At 60.4% G+C, this 16860-nt stretch carries 14 protein-coding genes and 2 pseudogenes; 2 read left to right on the forward strand and 14 right to left on the reverse strand.

Going from position 1 to position 16860, the window contains the following annotated elements; translation table 11 throughout:
• Nucleotides 1-75: 75 nt before the first annotated feature.
• Entirely contained in the window at nt 76-930 is an 855-nt protein-coding gene (locus PSUM_RS13015) for a LysR family transcriptional regulator (protein WP_020797065.1), read from the reverse strand.
• Nucleotides 931-1019: 89 nt separating this feature from the next.
• Between PSUM_RS13015 and PSUM_RS13020 the strand changes: the two genes are divergently transcribed.
• Nucleotides 1020-1457 (forward strand): multidrug/biocide efflux PACE transporter, encoded by a 438-nt coding sequence (locus tag PSUM_RS13020; protein WP_020797064.1) that lies wholly within the window; start codon nt 1020-1022, stop codon nt 1455-1457.
• Between the two features lie 114 nt (nt 1458-1571).
• Here the strand turns inward: PSUM_RS13020 and PSUM_RS13025 are convergent, their stop codons facing one another.
• The 6 genes and pseudogenes from PSUM_RS13025 to PSUM_RS13050 form a co-directional block, all read right to left on the reverse strand.
• A complete protein-coding gene (locus tag PSUM_RS13025; RefSeq protein WP_020797063.1) occupies nt 1572-3185 on the reverse strand; it encodes an inorganic phosphate transporter in 1614 nt (537 codons plus the stop codon).
• Between the two features lie 123 nt (nt 3186-3308).
• A pseudogene (locus PSUM_RS13030) lies at nt 3309-4317 on the reverse strand (transporter).
• Nucleotides 4318-4477: 160 nt separating this feature from the next.
• Nucleotides 4478-4786 (reverse strand): PepSY domain-containing protein, encoded by a 309-nt coding sequence (locus PSUM_RS13035; protein WP_020797061.1) that lies wholly within the window; start codon nt 4784-4786, stop codon nt 4478-4480.
• Nucleotides 4787-4874: 88 nt separating this feature from the next.
• Nucleotides 4875-6002, reverse strand: a complete 1128-nt coding sequence (locus PSUM_RS13040) for a glycerophosphodiester phosphodiesterase (protein ID WP_083348343.1) — start codon at nt 6000-6002, stop codon at nt 4875-4877.
• A gap of 209 nt (nt 6003-6211) precedes the next feature.
• Nucleotides 6212-6745: a DUF1003 domain-containing protein gene (locus PSUM_RS13045; RefSeq protein WP_020797059.1), complete on the reverse strand. Its 534-nt coding sequence runs from the start codon at nt 6743-6745 to the stop codon at nt 6212-6214.
• A 124-nt stretch (nt 6746-6869) separates the two neighbouring features.
• Nucleotides 6870-7481 carry a TetR/AcrR family transcriptional regulator gene (locus PSUM_RS13050; protein WP_083348344.1) on the reverse strand — a complete coding sequence of 204 codons (612 nt, stop codon included), beginning with the start codon at nt 7479-7481 and terminating at the stop codon, nt 6870-6872.
• A gap of 215 nt (nt 7482-7696) precedes the next feature.
• Between PSUM_RS13050 and PSUM_RS13055 the strand changes: the two genes are divergently transcribed.
• Nucleotides 7697-8755 carry an MBL fold metallo-hydrolase gene (locus tag PSUM_RS13055; RefSeq protein WP_033043405.1) on the forward strand — a complete coding sequence of 353 codons (1059 nt, stop codon included), beginning with the start codon at nt 7697-7699 and terminating at the stop codon, nt 8753-8755.
• Between the two features lie 69 nt (nt 8756-8824).
• Here PSUM_RS13055 and PSUM_RS13060 read toward each other — a convergent pair whose 3' ends face one another.
• The 7 genes and pseudogenes from PSUM_RS13060 to PSUM_RS13085 all read right to left on the reverse strand — a co-directional run bounded on the left by PSUM_RS13060 (nt 8825) and on the right by PSUM_RS13085 (nt 16819).
• A complete protein-coding gene (locus PSUM_RS13060; protein ID WP_083348345.1) occupies nt 8825-9142 on the reverse strand; it encodes a helix-turn-helix domain-containing protein in 318 nt (105 codons plus the stop codon).
• Between the two features lie 130 nt (nt 9143-9272).
• A complete protein-coding gene (locus PSUM_RS13065; protein ID WP_083348346.1) occupies nt 9273-10619 on the reverse strand; it encodes a CoA transferase in 1347 nt (448 codons plus the stop codon).
• A 46-nt stretch (nt 10620-10665) separates the two neighbouring features.
• Complete coding sequence (locus PSUM_RS32625) at nt 10666-11421, reverse strand: methyl-accepting chemotaxis protein (RefSeq protein WP_371259762.1); 756 nt, start codon at nt 11419-11421, stop codon at nt 10666-10668.
• 102 nt (nt 11422-11523) lie between these two features.
• Nucleotides 11524-12870, reverse strand: a pseudogene (locus PSUM_RS32630) (methyl-accepting chemotaxis protein); the annotation flags it as partial.
• Nucleotides 12871-13005: 135 nt separating this feature from the next.
• The gene (locus PSUM_RS13075; RefSeq protein WP_083348347.1) at nt 13006-13395 is read right to left on the reverse strand and encodes a YbaN family protein; all 390 of its coding nucleotides are present in this window, start codon (nt 13393-13395) and stop codon (nt 13006-13008) included.
• A gap of 144 nt (nt 13396-13539) precedes the next feature.
• Nucleotides 13540-14142: a biliverdin-producing heme oxygenase gene (locus PSUM_RS13080; protein WP_083348348.1), complete on the reverse strand. Its 603-nt coding sequence runs from the start codon at nt 14140-14142 to the stop codon at nt 13540-13542.
• A 112-nt stretch (nt 14143-14254) separates the two neighbouring features.
• Nucleotides 14255-16819, reverse strand: coding sequence for a TonB-dependent receptor (locus PSUM_RS13085; protein WP_083348349.1), 2565 nt, complete (start codon nt 16817-16819; stop codon nt 14255-14257).
• Between the last annotated feature and the right edge of the window lie 41 nt (nt 16820-16860).

A 16860-nucleotide genomic window follows, 5' to 3' on the forward strand; every position in this document is an offset into this window, starting at 1 on the left:
CCCACAGGGAATGACGTGCACCACAAACCCCTTGTGGGAGCGGGCTTGCCCGCGAAGAGGCCAGTAGCGACACCCCTATTCCAGCATCTTGCCCAGCAACCAACTCCCAGCCGGCCCCGGCGGATGCAAGCGTGACCACAGCGCATCCACCGACACCGTTTTTGGCCAGCCACGCACCTGCAGCTCTTGCAAGGTTCCCGGGCCGAAGCGCGCCACCAGCCAGCGTGGCAGCGGTGCCCAGCCAAAACCACCCTGGGCCATTTCCAGCAGCATCAAATAACTCGGCGCCGACCAGACGCGCCCTTTTGCACGGCTCTCATACGGATTGACGATGGTCGCCAGGCGCAGTTCGCGATGCTGTTGCAGTACGTCCTGGTCGATGTGTTCCAGCGTCGCCAGAGGATGTTCGGGTGACACGAACAGGGCGATTTCCGTGCGTTCGTCCACCGTCGAATTGACCAGGTCCGGTGGATAACTGTCCTGCATTTCGGCAAAGGCTATCTGCGCCCGGCCACTCTGCACCAAGGCCACCAGATCGTCGCATTCGGCGATCAGGCATTCGAGCTCCAGGTCCGGATAACGCTGTTCGAACGCACTGAGCGAGGCTTCGAAGCGGTCGGATTGATAAGTGTCCGAGAGCGCCACGGTCAGCTTCGCCTCGACGCCTTGGGACAGTTGGCTGGCGGTCATTTCCAGGCGGCTGGTGGCGGCCAGGATCTCTTCGGCCCGTTGCAGCATCACGTGCCCGGCCGGGGTCAGGCTGGGCTTGCGGCTGCTGCGGTCGAACAGCGTCAGGTTCAGATCGATTTCCAGGCTGGCGACGGCGGCGCTGATGGTCGACTGACTGCGGCCCAGCTTGCGCGCTGCCGCGGAAAACGAGCCTTGGGTCGCCGCCTGGACGAACGCCTGCAACACTTCCTGGGACGCCATGAACTATCGCCTTGATCGATGGTTATTGGTTATGAAGTATCGGTCTGAAGTTGGATGATGGCAATCGTCGTCACTCAAGGAGTCAGGCCATGAGCGCCAATAAATCCATTACCGAACGTATTTTCCAGGCCATTGGTTTCGAACTGCTGGCGATCCTGATTTGTACGCCTTTGCTGGCATGGATCATGGACAAACCCATGGTGGAAATGGGCGTCGTCACCGTCGTCATTGCCGTATTGGCCCTGGCCTGGAACGTGGTCTTCAACGGCCTGTTCGACCGCGTGCTCAAGCGTTTCGCCATTGCGCACAACGCCTGGGTCCGCGTGGTGCACGCGCTGTTGTTCGAAGGCGGCCTGGTCGCCCTCGGCGTACCGTTGATTGCGTGGTGGCTGAATGTCAGCCTGTGGCAAGCGTTCCTGCTGGATATCGGCGTGCTGCTGTTTTTCCTGCCGTACACCTACGTTTACCACTGGGTGTATGACGTGGTGCGCGAGCGGGTGCTGATGCGCGAATCCTGTAACGCATGACTTTTTGTAGGAGCGAGCACGCTCGCGATGGACTCGAGAACGCCGTGGGGTGTCAGGCTCCCCGCGGTATCGTTGACGACCATCGCGAGCACGCTCGTTCCTACAGGTAGAATGCTAGAAGATCTGGGTGAACAGCCAATACAGACTGCCCGACAACACAATCGCCGCCGGCAAGGTCAACACCCAGGCCATCAGCAGATTGCGGATGGTCTTCATCTGCAAGCCTGCGCCATTGGCAACCATGGTCCCGGCCACCCCCGAAGACAGCACATGGGTGGTCGAGACCGGCAAGCCGAACATGTCGGCAGCACCGATGGTCAGCATGGCCACGGTCTCCGCCGAGGCACCTTGCGCGTACGTCAGGTGGGTGTTGCCGATTTTCTCGCCCACGGTCACCACGATACGCTTCCAGCCGACCATGGTGCCCAGGCCCAGCGCTATCGCTACGGCGATCTTCACCCACAACGGGATGAAGCGCGTGGCGTTGTCAATTTGCTGCTTGAACAGCTGCAGTTTGCCGGTGGTGTCGGCGTCGAAGTTACCGACCTTGTTCTTGCCCATCAGGCGAATGGTTTCGCTGGTCAGGTACATGTCGTTGCGCACGTTGCCCATGGCCTCGGCCGGCACTTTGGACAGCGAACCATACCCCTTCACTTCGTTGCCGATGTTGCCGGCCAGCGCCGCGAGGGCGGGGATCAGTTGCGGCGTGACATCCTTGCTGCGCACGAAATCGGAGAGGATCGCTCGCGGGTCGGCCGGAGCCGGCAACGGCGCACTCTTGACCAGCGCCTGTTGGGTCACTTCAGCGACCGCGGCGAACTGCAACGCCTGATCTGCGGGCATGGTGCGGTTCAGCGCATACGCCATCGGCAAGGTCCCGACCAGGATCAGCATGATCAGCCCCATGCCTTTCTGGCCGTCGTTGGAGCCGTGGGCGAAGGACACGCCGGTGCAGGTCAGGATCAACATGCCGCGAATCCACCACGGTGGCGGTGTATTGCCCTTGGGCGCCTTGTACAGCGCGCGATTCTTGACGAAAACCCTCAAGGCCAACAGCAGCAGTGCGGCGCAGCCGAAGCCGACCAGTGGCGAGAGCAGCAAGGCGTAGCCGACCTTGGTCGCCTGCGCCCAGTCCACACCGCTGGTGCCGTCACGCCCGTGCATCAGGGCATTGGCCACGCCGACTCCGATGATCGAGCCGATCAGGGTGTGCGACGACGATGCTGGCAAGCCCAGCCACCAAGTACCGAGGTTCCACAGGATCGCGGCGATCAGCAGGGCGAAGATCATGGCGAATCCGGCCGAGGAGCCGACTTGCAGGATAAGCTCCACCGGTAACAACGCGATGATGCCGAACGCCACCGCGCCACTGGACAGCAGCACTCCGAGGAAGTTGAAGAACCCGGACCAGACCACCGCGAAATTCGGTGGCAGCGAGTGCGTATAGATCACCGTGGCGACAGCGTTGGCGGTGTCGTGGAAACCGTTGACGAACTCGAAGCCCAAGGCAATCAGCAAGGCCACGCCCAGCAGGAGGAATGGCGTCCAGGTGGTCACCACCGTGCCGAGTTCATTCACGTCGCGCATCAGGCTGTACGCGGTGAACAGCAGTCCGATACTCAGTACTGCAAAAAACACCACCAGGGTGAATACACCGGGTTTCTTGTCGAAATGTGGATGGGCGCTACGGGCGGGCGCCGGGGCGGCAATAAAGGAGGGGCTGGCCATGCCGGACATTCCTGGGAAGGGTAGGAGTGTCGCCCATGATCGTTGCGAAGTTTTACAGGAGAACTGCGCTGGATCAGGGTTTGGTATTTTTGCGGCGACCACCCGTCGAAAGATCGCTCGCGTCTACAAATCCTGACGCTTGCGGAACGCCCAGCGTCCTGCAATCAGGGTAAAGGTCGCAACCAGCGCCACCAGAATCCAGAACCCCTCCGGGTCCTGTGAGAGCGGCACCCCACCCACGTTCATGCCGAAGAAACCGGCAATGATGTTGATCGGCAGAGCCAGCACCGTCACCACCGTGAGGGTGAACAGGGTGCGGTTACTCTGTTCGTTGAGGTTGGCGGCGATTTCCTCCTGCAGCAGCTTGATCCGTTCGCCCAGTGCCGTGAGGTCGTTGATGATCAGCGCAAACTCCTCAGTGGACTTGCGCAACTCCTTGACGTCTTCCTTCTGCAACCAGGGCGGCGGGCGATTGAGCAGGCGCAGCAACGAGCCGGGCTCCAGCGCCAGCAGGCGTTGCAGACGCACCAGCACCCGACGATTGGCCCCCAGTTCCGCACGGTTGGTCGACAGGCGCGAGGACAGCAGCTCATCTTCGACCTGATCCACGCTCAGGCTGGTCTTGCGCACGTTCCCCTTGGTCACGCAGCAGATGCACCAGTAACTCCAGCGGCGAGCGGAAGCATTCGCCAGCCTTAACCGACGAACGAAGCTTGTCCACCGAATGCAGCGGTTGCAGGCGTGCGCTGATGAGCAGTCGACTGCGGGCGCAGACCCACAGGGTCGAGACATCCGAGGACGTCATGCTGCTGAGGTTGAACACCACGTCGTTGACCACCGCCAGCAATGCCGAATCCACATGTTCGATGCGCGTCGACCGTGAGCCCTCATGCAGGGCCTCGAAAAACTCGTCGGGCAGTTCCAGATGGCTCTTCATCCAGCGTTCGCACGCGGCATGGGCGAGGTTCAGGTGCAGCCAGAGAAATTGCTCGGTGTCTTGCGGATGTTGCAGGTACTGCAAGGCCCTGGCCGAATCGATTTCCTGGCCGCGCTCACCGGGACGAAAGCTGAAACCGTAGAGCAGGCCGAACAGATCCGGATCGCGATGACTGTGATCGATGCTGTGGTTCATGAGGGCTCGCATGGGGGGCGCCTGTCGCGTGTTCTACAGGTTCACGTGAGCCGCATCATCGCAAGGCTGGATGACGAATTTGTGACCGTGGCCGGATCGGTCACTCAAACGCAAAAAAGCCGCACGAGGGGGAAATCGTGCGGCTTTTTTGTGGTGTGCATCAGTCGTCTTTTTTGTTCTTCAGGACTTCGCCGGTTGCGGCATTCAGGTCCACGTCCCATTCAACTTTGTTGGCATCGAGCAACTCGACTTCGTACTCATAGCCGTTGAAGTGGTTGTCCAGCTCGCTGTCAGTAATCGTGGCACCCGGGTGCAGCTTCATTACGATCTGGTTCAGCTCTTCCAGCGGCTTGATCTTGCCATCCTTGACCAACTGAGGGATCTGGTCGACGGGCACGTCTTTGGCCTGGGCCAGGCCGGCGGTGAAGGTCAGGGCGGCAGCGGTGAACAGTGCGGTCAGGGTTCTCATGAGGTTCATTCCTTGGGTGAGCCGTTTAAGTGGGATCAGATTAATTGTGGCAACTTAATTCACGCTTAAATTCCCTTGAACCGAATGATCAATACCCATTATTGCGCAGCACCTGCGCCACACTTGCCGTCGCCGGGCGCTTGTAGAACTTGAGCAATTCGCTGGCGCGGTTGGTGAAAATACCGTCGACCCCGGCATCCATGACTTTCTGGAAGTCCGCCGCCTCATCAATGGTGTAGACATGCACCAGCAGGCCCTGATCGTGGGTGTACTGGTTCATCCACGGCTGCACCAGGTCGGCGTAGCTCTGATCGCCCCCGTGGGTCAGTGCAGCGGACGGGCCTGTGCCGATCGCACCCTGAGACTTGGCGTAGTCGACCCAACGCTGGAATTCGGCTTGGTCTTTCGGTTGCTGTTTAGCGTAGTAAGCGGCCTTATCCTTTTCGCCGGACTCGGCAAAGCTCACTGTCGATTTTGGCTCGATGCTGCCTTCGCCGACCCACAACAACAGGATCTTCGGCACCTGCGGCATTTCCTTTTGCAACAGTTCGAGGCTGCTCTTCTCGAAGGTTTGCAGCACCACCTTGCCTTTGCCCTGGCCAACGCCCAGTGCGCTTTTGGCCAGCTTCGACCCCGCGGGGCTCAGCCAGCCGCGATCCTGGAGTTTTTCCTTGAGATCGTGTTCGATGCCGGGAAACTGCTTTGGCTCCTTGGTTTCGATATACAGGCCAGGCTTGTGCAGTGGATTGCCTTGGGCGATGTCGATGATTTCATCGAGGGTGAGGATTTTCAGGCCGGCAAACGCAGGCTGCGCGCGATCTGGATAGGCCGTGTTGAACCAACTGCCGGCGTCCAGGGTTTTCAGCTCGGCCATGGTGAAGGCGTTGGCCGGGCTGTCCTTGCGTTCGGGGAACTTGCTGGCGACGTCGGTGGTGCGTTGCAGATTATTGTCATGCAGGGCGAACAGCACGCCATCCTTGCTGCGCTGCAGGTCCAGTTCCAGATAATCGACGCCCAGGTCGCGGGCCAATTTATAGGCGGCAGCGGTGGATTCCGGTGCATCGAAAGACGCGCCACGGTGGGCAATCACCGCCGGGTGTGGAATGCCCGCGCGGGTCGCCAATGCAGCGGGGCCGGGTTCGCTGGCGGCCTGGGCTTGACCCAGCAATAGCAGCAAGCTCAGGAGCAGGGCGCTTTGGGTGAAGGTGGCCGGCATGGTCGAGATCCTTTCGCGATAGGTTTCAAAGAGGTCTCTTTTAACAAGTGAACCGGACAAGCGCTATCGTCAGACCGACATAAATCTGTTCAAAGCAGATGTTTACTGCGCTTTTGTGCACTGTCGCTGCTTTTGCTTTTCTTGCCCCCTCACACCTTGAGGCTGTCACAGGTTGACAGAGCGCTAGCTGAAGTTGCCGTAGGGGCCTATCACGTTTTTGGTTCATCCTTGCGCACCAGATGCTGATGCAATTCTGTGGTCAGGTTCTCGATGCGTTCGCTGAGGGTTTTGGTCATTTGCGTGAGGCGGGTGTTTTGCTCAAGCAGTTCCATCAGTTGTGCGGTGTTTTTCGCCGCTTCCGCCTGTCGTTCACTGTTGGCGATCGCCAGCGCTTCGCGGTGCTGCGCATCGGCATCGGATTGGGCTTTGTCCCGTGCGGCCTGGCGGGTCTGGGCCAACAGAATCAAAGGGGCGGCATAGGCCGCTTGCAGGCTGAAAGCCAGGTTAAGCAGGATGAACGGGTAGGCGTCGAAGTGGGTGAAGCCAAATAGATTCAGGCACATCCAGATCACCACGATCAGTGTTTGCGCACCCAGAAAAGTCGGTGTGCCGAAGAACCGCGCAAAGGCTTCGGCACGCAGGGCGAACTTGTCATTGCCAAAGGTTGGCGCCAGATGGGCATGTGCGCGATGGAACCGCAGGTGATCGACGGGGGCGGGGGCTTCGTTGCTCGAGGAGGTCATGATGCTCTCTGCAGGGCGCTAGGACTGAGATTCACTATAGCCTCAGCGCGAGTTTCATTCTGAAACACATACCCCCGTAAAAAACGCCGCGATCAATCGTTCGGCGCCGCCGTCGAATTGTCATTTATTGCAACTCGTAGCAGGCCAGGAACATGTCCAGCGCCGATTCCACCACAGTGCTCCGCATCTCGGCCGACAAGCCCGGTAACCCCATTGAGATCTGCGGCCAAAAGGCAAAGGACTTGAGCATTCCATAGACTTGTTGCGCGGCAAACGCCGGGTCGACCGCTTTCAAGCGTCCATCGGCCTGGGCAGCGCGAATCCACAGGGTCAGGTTTTCTTCGCGCTCACCCATCCGGGTCACCATGCTTTGCGCGCGCTCGGGAGAATGAATAGTGGCGGCTATGGCCACCCGCGCCAGGTCGAGCAGATTTTCATCGCTGAGCATCTGCAGTTTTGCCGTCAACAGGTGGTGCATCTGTTCACGCAAGGGCAGGTCGGGGCGGTAGGGTACTTCCTGTTCCGCCGTTACCCGGACCCACAACTGATTGAGGATTTCGGCGAACAGTTCTTCCTTGCTGGGGAAGTGGTTGTACACCGTGCGCTTGGACACCCCGGCGGTGGCGGCAATCTTGTCCATGCTGGTGATGTCGAAACCATTGGCACGGAACTCGACAATTGCCGCCTGAATGATGGCTTCGCGTTTACGGTCGGTGAGGCGCTGTGGAGCTGTCATAAATACGCTTCGGCAGGAAAAAAAGGAAAATTACACTCAGCAGTTTACTTGTCGATGGCTTTGCTGCAACCTTAAAACTACACTGTGCAGTGTAATGTTTTGTTAATCCTGCCCGGTAAAAATAGCGTGTTCGGCTGATGCGTGCGTGCCTTGGCCATTTATCGTCCCAACACGAAAAATCGTGAAACGTGCGGTTTTTCTGGAGTCATTTCCTCATGGCCAAATCAACTCCCCCGGCGAACGGCACCTCCAGGCCTGAAGCTTCCCGACAGGCTCAAGGGCAGTTTCAAAACCATAGGCCGATACAGCATTTGAGCCTTGGCAAAACCCTGCGCATCCTCTGGAATGCGATGTTTCACAAACCACGCAACACCCGCCCGACGGCGCCTGTTCCAGTGCAACCGCTGACGCAAGCGGCATTGATGGCGGCGCCCAACCACAGCGTCTATCGCCTGGGCCATTCCACTGTACTGCTTAAGCTGCGGGACAGATTCTGGATTACCGACCCGGTGTTCGCCGAGCGTGCTTCCCCCGTGCAATGGGCCGGCCCCAAGCGTTTTCACCAGCCGCCGATCAGCCTCGACCAATTGCCGCCGATTGAAGCGGTGATCCTGTCTCACGATCACTACGATCATCTGGACTATCACGCAGTGCGTAAACTGGCCGACAAGGCCAAGTACTTCCTTACTCCATTGGGCGTGGGCGACACCCTGATCAAATGGGGTATCGACGCCAGTAAAATCCGCCAACTGGACTGGTGGCAGGGTACCGAGGTGGAGGGTATCCAGTTCGTTGCCACCCCCTCGCAGCACTTTTCCGGTCGCGGCCTGTTCGACGGCAACAGCACCCTCTGGGCCTCTTGGGTGATGATCGATGGCGATACGCGGATCTTCTTCAGTGGCGACAGTGGATACTTTGACGGCTTCAAACGCATCGGCGAACAATACGGCCCTTTCGACCTGACCCTCATGGAAACCGGCGCCTACAACGTCGACTGGCCCCATGTGCACATGCAGCCTGAGCAGACCCTCCAAGCCCATCTCGACCTCAAGGGGCGCTGGCTGCTACCGATTCACAATGGCACCTTCGATTTGTCGATGCATGCCTGGTACGAACCCTTCGACCGCATCCTGGCCCTGGCCTGGGAGCGCAATGTATCGATCACCACGCCACGGATGGGCGAGGCATTCAATGTGCTGGCTGCCAAGCGTGGCATTGCGTGGTGGTATGAAGTCGAAGAGCAGGTCTACCAGAACCAACAAAGCCTCGGGTGAAGCATCTACAAAAAGAGGCGAGCATTCCTGGATGGATCAGGTCGTAGCTCCAGTATTGAAGTTGCGACCTTATTCAACCATTGCAAAATCCGCCCGCCCCACCGGATTCGGCGTAGACCCTTGCACATTCATCCCTCTACCCGGCGCAAACCCCGGGAAGAACACCAGCCCCTCCGATTCAAGCCGATACGCCAATGCCAGGCGAGTGACATCCAGCACCTCCTGCCGCGCCTCGAAGCGCTCAATGGCTTGCACCGAAACCCCGGCTTCGCGGGATAACGTTTCCACGGTCCAGCCCAGCATCGCTCGGGCCTGGGCACAGTGGGCCGGGGTGAACTGGAAGAGGGCGATACGTTCCAGGGTGATTTTCATCGCTTGAGAGGCCATGGGTTTCTCCGGGCTCGAGAGTGTTGAATTCAAATGTACTGTGTTTTTGTACAGTTGTTTTCGCTCCGGATCAAACGCATTTTTCGATTTTAGCTATTTCCCGCCCATGGCCAGACGGAAGGTCGCGGGGTCACCACTGCGCGCGATGTGCTCCCAGTTCAGATGCCGCAAGCGTCCACTGCAGTGGGGTCCCGGTGATTTTCAGCGGCACGTGCAAGCGATGCGCCGGGCCCCATGGCGTTTGCTCGACCAGCATGCCCTGATCGTGCTCATCCTCGGCCCGTAATGGCGTGTTGCTGCCGGGACCATTTTCGATCAACAGTTTTGCCGTACGCGCCAATGACAATCGCGCCGAACCACCCTGTCCGCTGTTCAAGCGTTCTGCCAACAACTTGATCGCGCTGGCCGCCATCAAATACCCGGTGGCATGATCGAGCGCCTGCAACGGCAAGGGCGTCGGTTTGTCCGCTTGCGTGATGTGCATCCCCGCGTCAGCGATGCCGCTGCTCATCTGCACCAGGCTGTCGAAGCCGCGGCGGTTCTGCCACGGGCCACTCCAGCCGTAGGCGTTGAGGCAAACGTCGATCAGGCCAGGGAACCGTTGCTGGCGTTCGGCGGCACCATAGCCCAGACGCTCCAGGGCATCGGCGCGGTAACCGTGGAGCACGATGTCGGCGTCCTTGAGCAGGCTTTCGAATACCAATCGATCGGTTTTATCGTGCAGATCCAGGCGTGCGCAACGTTTGCCCAGTGTCATTTCCGGCACTACGCCCGGCTCGTTCCAGGAGGGTGGGTCGATGCGCAGCACATCAGCGCCCAGGCCCGCGAGAAAACGGCTGGCGACGGGGCCAGCAAGCACGCGGGTCAAGTCCAGCACCTTGATGGCAGCCAGTGGTCGCGCCACCGAACCTTGCCAGGGTGTGCCGGGTCGGTTGTGGCCGGCGATGAATTGAATCAGCGGTTCGGCGTTGACCGCGAGTCCTTGCGCATGGACCTGCCATTGGTCCCAGCTGCGCATTTCGGCGGCACAGCCACCGGCCTTGACCACGGCCTGTTCCAGATCACTCTTGGCCCATTGCGCCACTTTGCTGGCCATCGCCTTGCGGTCGACGCAGGCGCCCAACACCGATTCGGCGGCGGCGCGGTGATGGGGCGCATTGGTGTGCAGGCGGATCCAGCCATCTTTGGTGGCGTAGTCACCGGCGATCGGGTCCCACAGCGGTGGTACGTTCCAGCCTAGCGGGCGGATCGAGCTGGAGAACCAGAATGACGCCAGGCGCCGGTCGACTTCCAGGCCTGGCAAGCGACCGGTTTGCTGGTGCAACAATTCGCTGACAGCCTGGCCGGCGGCGGCGATGCTGGCGCAAGCCAGGTCGGTAACGGCAAACACCGAGGGCAGGGCGCCGCTGGAGGTGAACGCAACAGGGGTGTGCGGCATGCCGAGTTCGGCTTGAATGGACGTGAGTAAATCAGTCATCGACGGGCCCTCCGGAACGAGAGCCCGAGCATAAATCAAAAAACCTTTACACCCTGAACTGATCCATCAGTTTCATCTGCTGGGTGGTCAGGGCATTGAGCTGGCTGCTGATCTGCGCCGATTCGGTGGCTTGTCCGGTCAGGGTTTCGGTGACGGTACGAATCGCCGAAACGTTGCGGTTGACCTCTTCAGCCACGGCGCTTTGCTGTTCGGCGGCGCTGGCGATCTGCAGGTTCATGTCGCTGATCACCGTGACCGCGTCGCTGATTTTGCCCAGGGCCTGGACCGCTTGCTGGATCTGCCCGGCGTTGCTGTGGGCCTGGGTCTGGCTTGAGTGCATGGTGGCGACCACGCCGCGGGTGCCGCTCTGGATGCGTTCGATCACCAGGCGAATTTCTTCCACCGAGTCCTGGGTGCGCTTGGCCAGGTTGCGCACTTCGTCGGCGACCACCGCAAAACCGCGACCGCTCTCGCCGGCACGGGCGGCTTCGATCGCCGCGTTGAGCGCCAGCAGGTTGGTCTGTTCGGCGATGCTGCGGATGACTTCCAATACCGAACCGATCTGCTCGCTGTTGACCGCCAATGCCTCGACTTCAGTCACGGCCTTACTGACTTCGTCGGCCAGTTGATTGATGTCGCGGGTGCTGCGCTCGATGATCTGCATGCCATCGCGGGCCGACTGATCGGCACCCTTGGCCGCGTTGGCGGCGTTCGACGCGCTGTTGGCGACGTCGTGGGCGGTGGCGCTCATTTCATTGGACGCAGTGGCGACCTGGTCGATTTCGCGAAATTGCACCTGCATGCCTTCGCTGGTCTGGCGCGCGATTTCCGAAGACTGGTCGGCGGTGCCGCGGGCATCGGTGATGCTCTGCTTGATCTGCGCGATGGTCGGCTGCAGCTTGTCGAGGAAACGATTGAACCAGTTGACCAGTTCGCCCAGTTCGTCCCGCTTGCCGTAGTTCAGGCGCTGGGTCAGGTCGCCGTCGCCACTGGCTATCGCCTTGAGCATTTGCGCCACGCTGTTGATCGGCCGGGTCACGCCCGAGGCGGTCAGCCACATCAGCAGCAGGCCAATCAGGCCGGCAATGATCGCCACGCCCACCGCTTTGATCGTGCCGCTCTGCTGGGCGTCATCGAGTACCGCTTGCAGTTTTACCGAATCGGCCAGCAGCACTTGCCTGGGCAGGTCGATCACCACGGCCCACGCCTTGGCGTCGGCAATCGGACTGACCGGGTACACCGCCCGAATCAGGTCGCCCTGTTGGAGAATCTTCGGCGCACCGCTGGCAAGCAATTGCAAGATGTCCTTGCCGTCCGCACCCAGGGTGTCACCGATGCTCTTGCCTACCTTCGTCGGATCGACGCTGTACGCCGCCACCACGCCGGTGCCGGAAACGATCAGCATGTGGCCGGCGTTGTTGAACAACTCACGCTGGGAGTCGACCGCCGCTGCTTGCAGCGCGTCGAGGGCGATGTCGATACCGACCACGCCGATGGACTTGCCATCCACCAGCAGCGGTACGGAAATGGTGGTCATCAACACTTCCTTGCCGCCAACGGTATCGGCATAAGGGTCGAGCAGGCAGGTGCGCTTGCTGTCCCGAGGGCAGGTGTACCAGACGTTGTAGGGCGTGCCGCTGAGGTTCAGGGTGGTCTTGGTCATGTCCTCCTCGACCATGATCGTGTTCAGCGCTTCGCCCCCGGCACGGCTCCAGTAAGTGGCGAAGCGTCCGGCTTCGTTGGATTGGCGGGCCGCGTCATTGACGAAATCGCTGTCCTTGCCGTCCAGGCCATTGGGTTCGAATGCCAGCCAGATGCCCAGCACTTTACCGTTGCGTTCGAAGGCGGTTTTCAGGCTCTGGTTCAACTCTTCACGCAGGGCGCCGGGCTCAAGCGACCGCTTGGCGGCCATGTTGCGCATGTCCTTGATCTGGTCCGCCAGGGCGGTCACCACGGTCTGGGTCTCAGCAAACGTCTTCTGCACCCGCACCCCTTGCTCGGCGGCCTTGGCTTGCAGCAGGTTCTGTACGCTCTCGGTGAGCATCCTGCTACTGGAAGCGCTGACCAGTTCATCGTTCTGATTGGTCTGGTAGAGGTTCATGCCCACTATCGAGGCGACCACGCCAAGCAGGCACAGACCGGACAGCAGGACGATTTTCAGGCGGATGGACAGTGAGTCGAACATAGGGCGAGCTCGCGAATGGATGAGGGGGCGGCTGTGAGCCATTGCGGCTCGACACGCCAAATCCATTTAGCGCCATTCAATGCACATCGGCCTGGGGCACAGATTGCATGAGCGCGCGTCCGACGAACGGTCGTGGTTAAACGTTTGCGCGGAAAAATATGCCGAAAAGTGGATAAAAAACGGAGAAAGTCGCGGCGACCTCTAAGGTTGTCGCGCCAGTGACTCCGGTCGCGACCAGATCCACAAATTGCCCAGGCCCATCCCGGTAATTGCCAGGTAGATCGGCCAGCCGTGATCGAGCATGACCAGCATCAGCGTGGCGCACAGCAGCATGCTGACGGTGGCGCTGACCTTGGCCCGGCGCGCGATGATCTTGCCGTTGCGCCAGTTACTGAGAATAGGGCCGAACAGCCGATGATTGTCCAGCCAGGCACTCAAGCGCGGCGAGCTTCGGGTGGCAGCCCAGGCGGCCAGCAGGATGAATTCGGTGGTCGGCAGGCCGGGTATGACGATGGCGACCAGGCCGATGGCGAGGCTGACATAGGCCAGCAGGCCGAAGAGGAGGCGGGCGAGTTTGGAGGAGGCAGGCATGGGGCGCTTGATCGAAATTTATGGACTGACTCGATCCATTGTGGGAGCGAGCCTGCTCGCGAATGCGGTGTGTCATTCGACATAAACGTCGCATGTGCTGACCTCTTCGCGAGCAGGCTCGCTCCCACAGGGGAGGGTGTTTCTTCAGGCAAGTTCTGGGGCGTAAGCCTGTTCCAGCAACACCGTGAAGCGGTTGAAGGCATCGATGGCGCCTTTGTCCAGCTCGACTTCTTCCTGGGCGCTGAGCTCCAGTTCATCGAGGGTCTTGACGAAGTTTTTCCAACCTTGCGCACGACCACCGGCCGGTTCGCCAAGGTGACGGGCACCGAGGGTCTCGCTCAGGCCGAGGCCCACGGCACGCTTGAGCAAAAACGCTGCGCCCAGCTTCGAGCCTTCGGAGACGAAGAGCCAGCCCATGGCCTGGGCCTTGGTCGGGTTTTGCAGTGCGCCTGCAACCGGCGCCGGCACCTCGGTGTCAAGGTCCGCCAGGTCCGCCTTCGCCGCCTCGGCACGGCAACGGGCTGGCAGGTCCGGAACGACGGCTGTCAGTTCGGCATCGTTGTATAGCGCCACCAGTTCCGACTGGAACAGGTATTGCGCTACCACGAAGCGGGCGAAATTGGCCTGGGTTTCAAAGGGGGCATGGGCTTTGACCAATGCATCGAGCTTGCTGTGCGGCTCGTTGGTGACCTGGTTCAAGCGTTGCGAGCGCAGGGTGGGGCGTTGGGCGGTGTCCTGGGTGGTCATGGCAGATCCTTGGGAAAGAAGAGGCGCTTGGTAACGAGACGAATGAGCAGGTGCATGACAGTAAAAAATCCTCATCGGGCGGCTGTTACAGCGCCCGGTGAGGTGCACGGGGTCAGATATCCCACACCAGATTGATCGCGAAATTGCGTCCAGGCTGGGTCAGGCGATCGAGGTTGGCGGGCTGTGTCACCGAGGCTTCGCCGACGCTGTCGTAGCCGCGTACGTCATCCCACTGCCAGTACTTTTTGTCGGTCAGGTTGTACAGGCCGGCATTCACGGTCAGGTCGTCGGTCACCTTGTAGAAACCCGCCAGGTCGAGCACGCCGTAACCCGGTGTCTTGAACTGCGTGCTGGTGCCGTCCGGGGTGTTGAAGCTGGTGCTGTCGACCCGGGTCTTGCGTTTGACCAGGGTCCAGCTCAGCAATGTGCCGTACTTGTCCTGGTCATAGCCCAGACCGAATACGCCGGTCAGCGGGTTGATGCTGTTAAGAGGTTCGCCGCTGTCATCGTTGCGACCATACAGGTAGGCCACAGAACCCTGGGTGTAGAGGCCACGCGGTGCGCCAAAGCTATCCAGGTTCAAGCGCCCCTTGAGCTCCAGGCCCTTGATGGTGGCGTGCTTGATGTTGTTGCTCTGGAAGGTGGTCTCGGTGTAGCCGGGAGTAATGGCGTTCTCGTCGATGAAGTCGCGATATTTGTTGTAGAACACCGCGATATCGAAAGTACCGGCCTCGAACTGCCCGCGCAGGCCGGTTTCATAACTCTTGCTCTTTTCTGGCTCGAGGTCGGGATTGGGCGCGACCTGATACCCGCCAGCCAGGTTTTCGAAGCGACCATAGAGAGCCTTGGCGGTCGGCGTGCGGAAGCCTTCAGCGTATTGGCCGTACCAGGTGTAGTTGTCATCGAAGCGGTAGGTCGTGCCGAATTTCGGTGACAGGCGATGCCAGGTTTTTTCGTCGTCGTTCACCTCACCGTTGCCGCTCTGGTCGGCAGTGGCCAGGAACTCTTTGGTCAGGTGCGGCTTGAGCTGGGTGTAGTCGTAGCGCAGGCCGGGCACGAAGGTCCAGTTGTTCCAGGCGATCTGGTCCTGGGCGAACAGGCTGTAGGTGTTGATGGTCGGATCCGGAAAATCACTGGCCGGGGTCAAAGTGTCGGCAGCGCTCGCAGCATTCATGACGCGGCAAGCGCCGGCCACGGTCAGGCAGGTGCCGCTACCGGTGCGCAGGCCGGTGACTTTGTCCTGCTTGATGGTGGTGCCATAAGTGATCGCATGGTCGGTGTCGGCAATGGCAAACGCCTTGTCAGCCTGGGCATCGAATACCCATTGGCGATCCTTGTAGGTGGTATCGCGGTGACGCAGCACCGTGCGTGACGGTGCGTAGATTTCTTCGGTGCGCTGGTCGGTCTTGGCAATCTGGTAATTCAACGTCCACTTGATGTTGTCAGCCAGGAGGCTGTCCACAGCGAAACGGTGATCCAGGCCGAAGCGCTCGCGGGTGATGGTGTCGTTGCCGGTGCGCGATTTGTAGAAGCCGAAGCCGCGTCCTGCGTTGAACGGGCCACCCACGGCGCTTAGCTGATTGGTGTCGCGATCGTCCTTGTAGTGCTCGTAAGTCAAGCCGAAGCGCGCATCGTCGGCGTAGTTCCAGTCGAGCTTGGCCAGCACGTTGGTGGTGCGCACGTCCTCGGGGTTGGCTTCGGTGCGGTCCAGGCCGGTTCCACCGGTTTCGCCATGGGACTGCGTTTCGTGGCCATTGCGCTGGCTCAGGTGCAGCAAGCCGTCGAAGTCGCCGGTGCGACCGGCCACGGTGCCGGAGGTGAGCCAGCTTTCATCGGCCGAGCTGTAGCCGGTCTTAAGGCGAGCACCGACGTCCTGGCCTGGCTTGATGATGTCGTCCGGGTCCAGCGTGTAGTAGCTGACCGCGCCACCAATGGCGCTGCTGCCGTACAGCACCGAAGCCGGGCCGCGCAGTATTTCCACGCGCTTGACGATTTCCGGGTCGACATAGTTGCGGTTGGTCTGGGCGTACGGACCATTGAAGAAACCATCGGGCACCTGGACTCCGTCGACCTGGGTCAGCACGCGGTCACCGTCGATACCGCGGATGTTGTAGCCGGAAAGGCCCGCGCGGGTCCCGGTGCCGCCTACCGATACACCCGGTTCGTAGCGCACCAGATCCTTGATGCTGTTGACGTTGTTGCGGTCGAGTTCCTCGCGGGTGTGGACGGTGACGGTGCTGGGCACGCTGCTCACGTCCTGTTCCTGGCGCGTGGCGCTGATGGTCACCTGTTCCAGATTCAGGGTCCCGGCGCTGCTTCGGCGCTCCAGCACGATGTTGTTGTTGCCGAGTTTGCGATAGCTCAGGTTGGTCCCCACCAACAGGCGATCCAGGGCTTTTTCCGCTGGCAGCGATCCGCGTACGCCCGGTGAGTCCATCCCTTGCGCCAGTTCGGCTGAAAAGCCGACCTGCCAGCCGGTCACTGCGGTGAACGAATTGAGTGCCGACACCAGCGACTGTGGCGCAATGGCGAATGCGTAATCGCCCATTTTGCGCGCCGACTGTTCAGGGGCCGTGGCGGCCATGACGGGCACAGCACCGGCCATCAGAATGGCGGCGGTCAGCAGCGACAGTACGCAAGAAGGTGAACTAACTGGGCGGGTAAGGCGAGAGGACATCGATAGCGCTCCGTGTCGCACGAATCTTTATAGGTGCTGAT

The organism is Pseudomonas umsongensis (assembly GCF_002236105.1).
Classification (GTDB): Bacteria; Pseudomonadota; Gammaproteobacteria; order Pseudomonadales; family Pseudomonadaceae; genus Aquipseudomonas; species Aquipseudomonas umsongensis.

Excerpts from the sequence above, each read along its gene's own strand:
- PSUM_RS13015 (WP_020797065.1), bottom strand. The coding sequence starts at position 930 with ATGGCGTCCCAGGAAGTGTTGCAGGCGTTCGTCCAGGCGGCGACCCAA.
- PSUM_RS13020 (WP_020797064.1), top strand. The coding sequence starts at position 1,020 with ATGAGCGCCAATAAATCCATTACCGAACGTATTTTCCAGGCCATTGGT.
- PSUM_RS13025 (WP_020797063.1), bottom strand. The coding sequence starts at position 3,185 with ATGGCCAGCCCCTCCTTTATTGCCGCCCCGGCGCCCGCCCGTAGCGCC.
- PSUM_RS13035 (WP_020797061.1), bottom strand. The coding sequence starts at position 4,786 with ATGAGAACCCTGACCGCACTGTTCACCGCTGCCGCCCTGACCTTCACC.
- PSUM_RS13040 (WP_083348343.1), bottom strand. The coding sequence starts at position 6,002 with ATGCCGGCCACCTTCACCCAAAGCGCCCTGCTCCTGAGCTTGCTGCTA.
- PSUM_RS13045 (WP_020797059.1), bottom strand. The coding sequence starts at position 6,745 with ATGACCTCCTCGAGCAACGAAGCCCCCGCCCCCGTCGATCACCTGCGG.
- PSUM_RS13050 (WP_083348344.1), bottom strand. The coding sequence starts at position 7,481 with ATGACAGCTCCACAGCGCCTCACCGACCGTAAACGCGAAGCCATCATT.
- PSUM_RS13055 (WP_033043405.1), top strand. The coding sequence starts at position 7,697 with ATGGCCAAATCAACTCCCCCGGCGAACGGCACCTCCAGGCCTGAAGCT.
- PSUM_RS13060 (WP_083348345.1), bottom strand. The coding sequence starts at position 9,142 with ATGGCCTCTCAAGCGATGAAAATCACCCTGGAACGTATCGCCCTCTTC.
- PSUM_RS13065 (WP_083348346.1), bottom strand. The coding sequence starts at position 10,619 with ATGACTGATTTACTCACGTCCATTCAAGCCGAACTCGGCATGCCGCAC.
- PSUM_RS32625 (WP_371259762.1), bottom strand. The coding sequence starts at position 11,421 with ATGCAGGTGCAATTTCGCGAAATCGACCAGGTCGCCACTGCGTCCAAT.
- PSUM_RS13075 (WP_083348347.1), bottom strand. The coding sequence starts at position 13,395 with ATGCCTGCCTCCTCCAAACTCGCCCGCCTCCTCTTCGGCCTGCTGGCC.
- PSUM_RS13080 (WP_083348348.1), bottom strand. The coding sequence starts at position 14,142 with ATGACCACCCAGGACACCGCCCAACGCCCCACCCTGCGCTCGCAACGC.
- PSUM_RS13085 (WP_083348349.1), bottom strand. The coding sequence starts at position 16,819 with ATGTCCTCTCGCCTTACCCGCCCAGTTAGTTCACCTTCTTGCGTACTG.